This window comes from Streptomyces sp. HmicA12, from assembly GCF_000373565.1.
Lineage (GTDB): Bacteria > Actinomycetota > Actinomycetes > Streptomycetales > Streptomycetaceae > Streptomyces.
Window position 1 is genome coordinate 133,221 of the sequence record NZ_KB891813.1, and the last position, 10,054, is coordinate 143,274.

Genomic DNA, 10,054 nt, shown 5'->3' on the forward strand with positions numbered 1-10,054 from the left:
CGTGACGCCGTGACGCCGTGACGTCTACAGGATGGCGAACTGGCCGCCCGGGCCCTCTTCCTGATGGTCCAGGACCGAGGCCGGGCGGCGGGAGCCGTCGGGGACGGGGAGGACGCGGGCCCGGGTCAGCTCGGCCGAGGTGATGCGGTCGCCGATGTCTGCCGCCAACGCGTCGAGCGGCGGCCGGAGTTCGGCCAGCAGGGCGAGCACCGCGACCAGCTCCAGGAGTTCGGACGTCCAGGGCTGGGGCCAGGACGCCGGGCCCACCGCCGCCAGCGTGCCCGGCTCCGCCCGGGCCGCCCGGCGCGCGAACCACTGCTCCAGGACACGGACCCCGCCGACGTGGAAGTCCCAGGCCGCCGCCGGGACGGGGGAGATGCGCCCGTCACCGACGAGGAGGGCCTCCTCCTCGCGGTCGTAGAGAAGTTCGACGGGGCGGGCGGGGAGCGGCGCGCGGACGTAGGGGCGGCGCCCGCCGGGGAGTTTGGGGCGTTCGGTGCCGGCGCCGCGGCGCTCCAACCACAGGACGCGGCGGCCGAGTTCCACCCCGCGCAGCCACACGTCCGGGTCCTCGGGCAGCGGCACCCGGCAGTCCTTCCTGGTGCCGCGTCCCGCCGCGGCGAGGATCCAGGCGAACAGGTCGGTGGCCGTGACCTCGTGGTCGTACGTGCCCGAGAGGTGCTGGAGCAGTCCCGGGGCGATGTTCGGCTCGGTGCCGCCGGGGCGGCGGAAGAGCGGGCGGATGCGGCCGGGGCGGCCGGCGGGGGAGCGGCCCTCGGGCAGCACGGCGGACGCGAGCACGACGGGTCCGCCGGCGTCGGGCACGTACCCCTGCTCGACGAGGTACAGCTGGTGCTCGTCCGCGACCCGCCACAGCTCGGGCCGGGCCGCGTCGATCAACCGCTGGTCGGGGATGAGCCACTGCTCGTCGAACGGCCCGTGCAGGATGCGGACCGGCTCGGGGCACGGGCCCTTCGCGTCGGCGAGCGGCCCGGTTCCCGTGCGCTGACCGGGGAGTTGGGCCGCGGCCGTGTGCAGCGTGCGGCCGCGGGAGGGTTCGAGCAGCGCCTCGCGCTCCGCCGTGTCACCGCGGACGAAGGTGTCCCAACGGGCCTTCAGGGACGCGGCGTCCGGCGCGACGGGCCAGCCGCGGCCCAGGCGCAGGGGCGCCACGGACCACGGCATGAGGTCCGAGAGCTCGGGTGCGTCGATGAGCCGGTCGTTCGTCACGCCCGGCATGGTACGTCCCCGGCGGAACCGGAGGTCAGTCCGCGTCCAGCGTCACCGAGAACGAGAAGCGGTCCCCGCGGTAGTGGATCACCGCCACGTCCAGGACCCGGCCCGCCTCGTCGTACGTGATGCCGGTGTAGTGCAGGATCGGGCTGAGCAGCGGCACCTGGAGCAGCCGCGCCGTCTCCGGGTCCGCGAGGCGCGCCTCCACCGAGTCCGTGACCCGGGTGATGCGCACGCCGACCACGTCCCGCAGCACCTTCGTCATCGGCCAGCGCTCCAGATCCGCGACGTCGACCCGCTCGCCGAGTTCGGGGCGGATGTAGTTGCGGGCGTGGTTCGTCGGCTCGCCGGTCTTCTCGTCGCTGCGCAGCCGGTGGTACGTCGCGACGCGGTCCGTCCCCGGGAAGTAGTCGGCCAGGGCGCCGGGGACCGGCTCGGTGCCGTGGTCGAGCAGCTCGGCCGTCATGCCGGACTGCTGCGCCACGATGGCGTCCACGGAGCCCAGGAGCCGGACGGGGGTGCCGCGTTGCGCCGCCGGTTCGATGAAGGTGCCGCGGCGCCGGTGCCGGGTGATGAGCCCCTCGTCCTCCAGCTCCTTCAGTGCCTGCCGCATCGTGAGCACCGAGACTCCGTAGTGGGCCGCGAGTTGCTCCTCGGTGGGCAGGCGCAAGGGGTCCTGCGGGGATCGGCCGAGTATGGAGGCGCGCAGGGACTGCGACACCTGATACCAGAGCGGCAATTTGCGGTTCAGGACGATCGAGTCCGGGGCGAATGACGTCACGGGGTTATCCGTATCGGTCGCGGGCGTGATGTGCAATGTGGCCTGGGCGGATGTGTTTGCTTCTCGTCCGCGGGCCGGTGGGGCTTCTCGCGCGGTTCCCCGCGCCCCTGAGGCATGCGCTGCGCGCAGCTTCCCCCACCGGCCCGCAGCCGAACACAGGCGGCTACACCCTGAAGTGCCGCTCCAGACCGCGCCACACGTCGTCGTAGCCCTGCTGCAGATGACCGGCGGACGCGGCCTGCTCCGTCGCCACCACCGGCCACCGCGTCTCGAACATGAACGCCAGCCCGTCGTCCACCTTCTGCGGCTTCAGCTCGGCCGCGCTCGCCCTGTCGAAGGTCTCCCGGTCGGGACCGTGGGCCGACATCATGTTGTGCAGCGACCCACCGCCCGGCAGGAAGCCGGAGGCCTTCGCGTCGTACGCGCCCTCGATCAGGCCCATGTACTCGCTCATCACGTTCCGGTGGAAGTACGGCGGACGGAAGGTGTCCTCGCCCACCAGCCAGCGCGGCGCGAACACCACGAAGTCGACGCCGGCCAGGCCCGGGGTGTCCGAGGGGGACGTCAGGACCGTGAAGATCGACGGGTCCGGGTGGTCGTACGAGATCGTGCCGATGACGTTGAAGAGGCGCAGGTCGTACGCGTACGGGACGTGGTTGCCGTGCCAGGCGACGACGTCCAGCGGCGAGTGGTCGTAGAGCGCCGTCCAGAGGTTGCTGCAGAACTTGTTGACGACCTGCACCGGGCGCTCGTCGTCCTCGTAGGCGGCGACGGGGGCCCTGAAGTCCCGCGCGTTCGCGAGTCCATTGGCCCCGATCGGGCCGAGGTCGGGGAGCTGGAACGGCGCGCCGTAGTTCTCGCAGACGTACCCGCGGGCGCTCTCGTCGAGCAGCTCCACGCGGAAGCGGACGCCCCGCGGGATCAGCGCGACCTCGCCGGGGCCGACGGCCAGGAGTCCGAACTCGGTGCGCAGCAGCAGGCCGCCGCGCTCCGGGACGATGAGGAGTTCGCCGTCCGCGTCGCTGAACACCCGGTCCGTCATGGAGGAGTTGGCGTGGTACAGGTGCACGGCCATGCCGGAGCGCTGCGTCACGTCCCCGTTGCCGCCCAGCGTCCACAGGCCCGCCAGCCAGTCCGTGCCGGGGGCCGGGTCGGGCAGCGGGTTCCAGCGGCGGCGGTTGGGGTCGGGGACGGTCTCGGTGAAGGGGGCGGTGCGGATCGCGCCGTTGTCCGTACGCGTGAACTCGGGGTGCGCGGCCGACGGGCGGATCCGGTACAGCCACGAGCGGCGGTTGTGCGCGCGGGGCTCGGTGAACGCGGTGCCGCTGAGCTGCTCCGCGTACAGGCCGAGCGGGGCGCGCTGCGGTGTGTTGCGTCCGTGGGGCAGGGCGCCCGGCACCGCCTCCGAGCTGTGTTCGTTCCCGAAACCGCAGAGATGGGCCAGTCCCTCGGCCGTCTTGCGTGCGTCCCCGCTCATCATCGCTCCCTCGTCAATGATTCCTATGCTCAACCGTAGGATTCGAGGTCGGCCCGCGCAAGACGTTCTTCGGCCGCACTTGATCTCCGCCCCAGGTATTCCTCCCCCAGAGGGATCCGTGAACGTGAACGTTCCTCTACTGTCCCGACCATGCCCTGGACGTCATCGGCCCGTAACCTCGCCGCCACCCTTCTCGCGTGCGCCCTGCTGACGGGCCTCGCCGGGTGCGGTGACGACGACGGGGGCCCGCGTCAGGTCGGCAAGGTGCTCGAAACGAGCGACGGCGAGGGCCGCCACTACCGCCAGATCCCCGCCGAGGACGCCCCCGAGGTCGGACTGACCGTGCAGCCGGACCCGGGGCCCGAGGGCGGCTGGGACATCCGGGTCCGGGTGGAGCACTTCCGGTTCAGCCCCGAGGGCACCCCGGTCCGCGCCGTGCACGGCCGCGGCTACGTGCGGCTCTACCTGGACGGGAAGCGCCTGGCCCGGCTGCACGTCGTCGACTACCGGCTGTCCGGCGCCCGCGTCAGCCGCGGCACCCACAAGGTCACCGCCCGGCTCTACGCCGACGACCACACGGTCTGGGCCGTCGAGGGCGAACCGGTCGAGGCCACCGCCGACCTCACCGCGTCCGGGGCCGACACGGCGACGCCGTCCCCCTGACGGGCCCCCGCGCATCCGCCGTAGGGTGACCGGCATGCCCCATCCGACCTCCTTGCGTCGCACGCCCGTTCAGCAGCGCAGCACCGAGCGGCTGAGCCGGATCCTCGACGCCTGTGCCGCGCTCCTCGACGAGGGCGGCTACGAGCGCTTGAGCACACGGGCCGTCGCGGGCCGCGCCGAGGTCCCGATCGGCTCGGTCTACCGCTTCTTCACCGACAAGCGGGCCATGGTCGACGCCCTGGCCCAGCGCAACCTGGAGCGGTACGCGGAGCGCGTCACCGAGCGGCTCGGCGACGTCCCGGCCGACGACTGGCGCGCCGCGATCGACGCCATCCTCGACGAGTACCTCGCCATGAAGCGCACCGCGCCCGGCTTCTCCTTGGTCGACTTCGGCACCCAGATCCCGGTCGGCGACCCCGACTCCGCGCCCAACCTCCGCGTCGCCGACACCCTCACCGACCTGCTCGCCCCGCACCTCGGCGTCACCGCCGACGCCGGTCTGCGCCGCACGTTCCTGGTGGCGGTCGAGTCCGCCGACGCGCTGGTGCGGCTCGCGTTCCGGCTCGACCCGGCGGGGGACGAAAAGATCATCACGGAGACGCGGGAGCTGCTGCGGGCGTATCTCGCCCGCGTGCTCGACTGACGGCGCCCTGCGCCACGTAAAGCTGTGACCTGGAGTTTTGCGCTTATTGCTCACGTGTCAACGTCTTGTTAACCCACGATGACCGGCCCTAGCGTCTCGCTGACCGCCGACCCCCGGGCGGCAGTTCAACGGCGAACGACGATAGGAATCCACCCCATGCTGACGGTCCTCGGATTCGTCATGATCGCCACCTTCCTGGTGCTGATCATGATGAAAAAGGTGTCGCCGATCGCGGCGCTCGTGCTCGTCCCCGCACTGTTCTGCGTGCTCGTCGGCAAGGGCGCGCACCTCGGCGACTACGTCATCGCCGGCATCGGCGACCTGGCGCCCACCGCCGCCATGCTGATGTTCGCGATCGTCTACTTCGGCGTGATGATCGACGTCGGTCTCTTCGACCCGATCGTGCGGGGCATCCTGCGGTTCGCGAAGGCCGACCCGGTGCGCATCGTCGTCGGCACCGCCGTGCTCGCCGCGATCGTCTCGCTGGACGGCGACGGCTCCACCACCTTCATGATCACCGTCTCGGCGATGTACCCGCTGTACAAGCGCCTGAAGATGAGCCTCGTCGTGATGACCGGTGTCGCGGCGACCGCCAACGGCGTCATGAACACCCTGCCCTGGGGCGGTCCGACGGCCCGCGCGGCCACGGCCCTCAAGGTCGACGCGTCCGACATCTTCGTGCCGATGATCCCGGCGCTCGGCGCCGGCCTGCTCTTCGTCCTCGCGCTCGCCTACGTCCTCGGGCGCCGCGAGCGCAAGCGGCTCGGGTACCTGTCCCTGGAGAACGTGACCGAGACCGTCACCGAGACCGCCGACGAGAAGGTGCTCGTGGGCGTCTCGGCGGGAGGTACCGGTGGCGGCGGCGACCACTCCGGCGAGGGCGCCCCGTCCTACGCCGATGAGGACGGCGAGACGTTCACCGGCCTCGACCCGAACCGGGCCACCCTGCGGCCGAGGCTGTACTGGTTCAACGCCCTGCTCACGGTGGTGCTCCTGACCGCCATGATCATGGAGTTGCTGCCGATCCCTGTCCTGTTCATCCTGGCCGCGGCGCTCGCCCTCACGGTCAACTACCCGCACATGCCCGACCAGAAGGCCCGTATCGCCGCCCACGCCGAGAACGTCCTCAACGTCTCCGGCATGGTCTTCGCGGCCGCCGTCTTCACCGGCGTCCTTCAGGGCACCGGCATGGTCGACCACATGGCCAAGTGGGTCGTGGGCGGCATCCCCGACTGGATGGGGCCGCACATGGCCCTGGTCACCGGAGTCCTCTCCATCCCCTTCACGTACTTCATGTCGAACGACGGTTTCTACTTCGGCATCGTGCCGGTCCTCGCCGAGGCGGGGAACGCGCACGGCGTGTCCACCCTGGAGATCGCCCGCGCCTCCCTCGTCGGCCAGCCGCTGCACATGTCGAGCCCACTGGTCCCGGCCGTCTACGTCCTCGTCGGCATGGCCAAGGTCGAGTTCGGCGACCACACGAAGTTCACCGTGAAGTGGGCCGCGGCGACGGCCCTGGTCGTCCTCGTCGCCGGACTCCTCATCGGGATCGTGTGACCGACGCATGAGCCGCACGTGGTTGCTGCGCCTCGTCATCGCCTTCAGCTTCGCGCAGGGGGCGGTGTCGATGGCGCGGCCCGCCGTCTCCTACCGGGCCCTCGCGCTCGGCGCCGACGAGCGGGCGGTGGGTGTCATCGCGGGTGTCTACGCGCTGCTGCCGCTGTTCGCCGCGGTGCCGCTGGGGCGGCGGACCGATCACGGGCGGTGCGCGCCGCTGCTGCCGGCCGGCGTCGTTCTCATCTCCGGCGGCTGCGCGCTCGGCGGACTCGCCAACTCCCTTGTGGCGATGGCCGCCTGGAGCGGCGTGATGGGCCTCGGTCATCTGTGCTTCGTCATCGGCGCCCAGTCCATCGTGGCCCGTCAGTCGGCGCCCGACGAACAGGACCGCAACTTCGGCCACTTCACCATCGGCGCCTCCCTCGGCCAGCTCGTCGGTCCGATCGCGGCGGGCGCGGTGATCGGCGGCGACGACATGGCCGGTACGAGCGCGCTGGCCCTGCTGATCTCGGCGGCGGTCTGCGCGTTCGCGTGCACCTCGCTGTGGCGCATCGAATCCCGCCGTACGCCGACGAGTTCGGCTTCGCGGGACGCGGCACCCAGGGTTCCGGTGCACCGCATCCTGCGCACCCCGGGCGTCCCCGGCGGCATCTTCATCAGTCTCGCCGTGCTGTCCGCGACGGACATCCTCACGGCGTACCTGCCGGTGATCGGTGAGCACCGGGGCATCGCCCCGTCCGTGATCGGGGTGCTCCTGAGCCTGCGTGCGGGCGCGACGATCGCCTGCCGGCTCGTCATGACGCCGCTCATCGACTGGCTCGGCCGCGCGACGCTGATCGCGGCGACCTGCCTGCTCGCCGCGCTGCTCTGTGCGGCGATCGCGCTTCCGGTCCCGGTCTGGGGTCTTGGCGTGATCCTGGTGGTGCTCGGGTTCTGTCTGGGCGTGGGGCAGCCGCTGTCGATGACCACGGTCGTGCAGGCGGCCCCACCGGATGCCCGCTCCACGGCGCTGGCGCTGCGCCTGACCGGCAACCGGCTGGGCCAGGTGGCGGCTCCCGCGTCGGCGGGGCTGGTCGCAGGGGTGGCGGGCACGGCCGCGCCGTTCGTGATGCTGGGCGGATTGCTGCTGGTCGCCTCCGGCTTGGGGGTGCGGTCGGCTCCGCCGGGTGGGGTTGTGGTCGGGGTGCGCGTGCGTCGTGGCTGTTCGCGCAGTTCCCCGCGCCCCTGAAGGATCTGCGTCTGCCCCATGGGCGGGTTCGTTGCTACCTGACGGCCCGGTGGGGGCTGGTCGCGCAGTTCCCCGCGCCCCTGGAAGCGAGCTTCGCTCGCCCAGGGGAGGCTGCGCGGAGCGCATGCCTCAGGGGGCGCGGGGCTGTGTCCATCAGGGGCTCCGCCGCGGGCGAACGCGCATCACCCCGAACCCAGCAACCCCCGAGCCACACCAACCCGCCCCACCCCGGCCGGGTAGGGCAACCGGAGAGCCAGCACCTCGACCGCACCCAGAGCGCGCGCACCCGCGGCCCCGCCCAGGGCCACCGCATGCACCACCCCGGCATCCACCTCCGCCAACCGCTCACCCGTGCTCCGGGCCCGCTCGACCTCCGCGGCGGCGATGCCCCGGGCCAACTCCCGCTCCCCGCCGAGCAGATGACCCCACGCCGCGAGCACCGGAGCTTCGCCGTCCCGCAACAGGCCGGCCACCAGCTCGGGCCGCCCCTGGCGCAGCGCCAGTTCGGCGCGGGCGGTGCGTACCTCGAACCGGGCCTGCTGGTCCATCCCCGCCGAGCGCTCGGCCCGGTCGAGCAGCGGCGCGGCCTCCTCGGTCGAAGCTGAAGCCGAAGCCGAAGCCGAAGCCGAAGCCGAAGCCGAAGCCGAACCGTTCCGCATCAGCACCCGCCCCAGCGCGGCCAGCGCGTACGGCAGCGACCAGGCGTCATCCGCGTCGACCCCGGCGACGGCCGCCTCGGCGACCTGCCGGGCCACTTCGAACTCCCCGAGAAGCAGCCACAGTTCGGCCAGATTGGCCCGTTCGAACGCGGCCGCCGTCGGATCCCCCGACTCCTCGGCGAGCCCGAGCGCCCGCTCCCCGGTGTCGACGGCCTCCCGCAGCCGCCCCTCGCGCCGCGCGTTCTCCCGCAGTACCGAGAGCACCGCGCCGAGCAGCGCCGAGTCCCCGTACGCCTCGGCGGGCGCAAGCGCCAGACCGGCGGCCTCCCGGGCTTCCCGGAAGCGTCCGGCGAGCGCCAGATTGGTGGCCTGCCCGGCATGGCAGCGGGCGAGGAGCCCCTGTCCGTCGATGCCGGGCACGCGCAGCGCGGCGGTGAGGGCCTGCCGCGCGGCCTCGTATCCGTCCACGTACCGGCCCTGCACGCCCAGGGCTACGCCGAGGGCGAGGTGGTGCTGGGCCGTGGGTTCGGGGCCGGTGCCCTCGCCCGGCGGGTGGGCGTGCAGCACCGTGAGGCCCGCCGCAGGGTTCTCGGCCTTGACGAGCGTCTCGGCGAGCCGGGCCGCCGCGAGCACGGTGTCGTCGTGGTCGCCGCGCCGCACGAACTCGGCGAGCGCGAGCCGCAGCACATCGGCGGCCTGCGCGAAGTGCCCCATACGGCGCAGGACTTGGGCGTGCCCGAGCCGCGCGCGGGCGGCGTCCACGTCGAGCCGGGCGACGAGGTCGCGGTAGTAGCGGTCGGCGGTGTCGTTGGCGTAGACGGCGGCGGCCCGCTCGGCGGCCCGGCGCAGATACTCGGCCGCGCGCGGGTCGTCGGCGCGCGCGAAGTGCGAGGCGAGGGTGTCGACGGCGTCGGGGCGGCGGCGCAGCACGGTCTGCGCGAACGCGGCGTGCAGTTGCTGCCTGCGTACGCCGCTGAGCTGCTCGTAGCAGGTGAGGCGGACCAGGGGGTGGCGGAACGCGAGCCCGGACTCGGCCCGTCCGGCCACCACGACCTGCCGTTCCTCGACGAGGGCCGCGCCGATGGCATCCTCCAGGGCATCGGCGGCGGCCGCCGCGTCGACCGGGGGCCGCAGGCCGTGCGCGGCGATGTCGAGGAGTTCGGAGAGCGCGGTCTCGCCGCCCGCGACGGCAAGGGCCTCCACGACCCGCCGAGTGTCCCGGCCGAGTCGCCCGAGCCGCTCGCTCACCAACTGCCTCACCCCGTCGGGTGCTTCGTCGCCGACGGGTCCCCGGGCGAGTTCGAGCGCGAACAGGGGGTTGCCGAGGGAGAGTTCCCAGACCCGGTCGAGCCGTTCGGCCGGGGCGCCGCCGTCCCGCGCCACGGCGAGGCAGGCGTCCCGGTCGAGCCGTCCCACGTCCTCGCGCCCGCACAGCCGCGCACGCCGCAGCTGGGCGAGCGCCGAGCGGCGCGGGTCGCCCTCCGGCACTTCCTCCTCCCGGTACGTCACCAGGAACCGCAGCGGTGTGCCGCCCGCCGCGACCCGCCGGGCCAGGTGACTCAGGAGCTGGTACGAGCCCTCGTCGGCGGCGTGCAGATCGTCGAGGACGACCAACACCGGGCGGGTCGCGGCGAGTTCGCCGAGCAGTCCGGACGCCGCCCGGAACAGCCGGTCCCGCTCCTCCTCGGGGCTGCGCCCGCCGTCGCTGCGTACCCGACCCAACGACGGCAGAAAAGCGGCCAGTTCGGGATATTCTGCGCCCACGCGGGCCCGTTCCCCGGCGTCCCACTCGGCGAGCCAGCCGTCCAGCGCC

General features: G+C 72.9%; 8 protein-coding genes. 4 read left to right on the plus strand and 4 right to left on the minus strand.

The window, feature by feature from the left end; genetic code table 11:
• Positions 1-24: 24 nt before the first annotated feature.
• The 3 genes from B072_RS0123530 to hmgA all read right to left on the minus strand — a co-directional run bounded on the left by B072_RS0123530 (position 25) and on the right by hmgA (position 3,491).
• Positions 25-1,239 carry a type ISP restriction/modification enzyme gene (locus tag B072_RS0123530; protein WP_018532439.1) on the minus strand — a complete coding sequence of 405 codons (1,215 nt, stop codon included), beginning with the start codon at positions 1,237-1,239 and terminating at the stop codon, positions 25-27.
• 25 nt (positions 1,240-1,264) lie between these two features.
• Entirely contained in the window at positions 1,265-2,014 is a 750-nt protein-coding gene (locus tag B072_RS0123535; protein ID WP_018532440.1) for a GntR family transcriptional regulator, read from the minus strand.
• 163 nt (positions 2,015-2,177) lie between these two features.
• Entirely contained in the window at positions 2,178-3,491 is a 1,314-nt protein-coding gene (hmgA, locus tag B072_RS0123540; protein ID WP_018532441.1) for a homogentisate 1,2-dioxygenase, read from the minus strand.
• A gap of 150 nt (positions 3,492-3,641) precedes the next feature.
• Here hmgA and B072_RS0123545 point away from each other — a divergent pair, with 150 nt between their 5' ends.
• From B072_RS0123545 to B072_RS0123560, 4 genes are all read left to right on the plus strand, one after another.
• Positions 3,642-4,154 carry a hypothetical protein gene (locus tag B072_RS0123545; RefSeq protein WP_018532442.1) on the plus strand — a complete coding sequence of 171 codons (513 nt, stop codon included), beginning with the start codon at positions 3,642-3,644 and terminating at the stop codon, positions 4,152-4,154.
• 34 nt (positions 4,155-4,188) lie between these two features.
• Complete coding sequence (locus B072_RS0123550; protein ID WP_018532443.1) at positions 4,189-4,797, plus strand: TetR/AcrR family transcriptional regulator; 609 nt, start codon at positions 4,189-4,191, stop codon at positions 4,795-4,797.
• A gap of 156 nt (positions 4,798-4,953) precedes the next feature.
• Positions 4,954-6,354 carry a citrate:proton symporter gene (locus B072_RS0123555; protein ID WP_018532444.1) on the plus strand — a complete coding sequence of 467 codons (1,401 nt, stop codon included), beginning with the start codon at positions 4,954-4,956 and terminating at the stop codon, positions 6,352-6,354.
• Between the two features lie 7 nt (positions 6,355-6,361).
• Positions 6,362-7,582 carry an MFS transporter gene (locus B072_RS0123560; protein ID WP_018532445.1) on the plus strand — a complete coding sequence of 407 codons (1,221 nt, stop codon included), beginning with the start codon at positions 6,362-6,364 and terminating at the stop codon, positions 7,580-7,582.
• Positions 7,583-7,764: 182 nt separating this feature from the next.
• Here B072_RS0123560 and B072_RS43910 read toward each other — a convergent pair whose 3' ends face one another.
• On the minus strand, positions 7,765-10,005 hold the full coding sequence (locus tag B072_RS43910) for an ATP-binding protein (RefSeq protein WP_158689236.1): 2,241 nt from the start codon (positions 10,003-10,005) through the stop codon (positions 7,765-7,767).
• Positions 10,006-10,054 lie beyond the last annotated feature (49 nt).

What these genes read in the sequence shown, in the direction of transcription:
- B072_RS0123530 (WP_018532439.1), bottom strand. Translation starts at nt 1,239, where the DNA reads ATGCCGGGCGTGACGAACGACCGGCTCATCGACGCACCCGAGCTCTCG.
- hmgA (WP_018532441.1), bottom strand. Translation starts at nt 3,491, where the DNA reads ATGAGCGGGGACGCACGCAAGACGGCCGAGGGACTGGCCCATCTCTGC.
- B072_RS0123545 (WP_018532442.1), top strand. Translation starts at nt 3,642, where the DNA reads ATGCCCTGGACGTCATCGGCCCGTAACCTCGCCGCCACCCTTCTCGCG.
- B072_RS0123550 (WP_018532443.1), top strand. Translation starts at nt 4,189, where the DNA reads ATGCCCCATCCGACCTCCTTGCGTCGCACGCCCGTTCAGCAGCGCAGC.
- B072_RS0123555 (WP_018532444.1), top strand. Translation starts at nt 4,954, where the DNA reads ATGCTGACGGTCCTCGGATTCGTCATGATCGCCACCTTCCTGGTGCTG.
- B072_RS0123560 (WP_018532445.1), top strand. Translation starts at nt 6,362, where the DNA reads ATGAGCCGCACGTGGTTGCTGCGCCTCGTCATCGCCTTCAGCTTCGCG.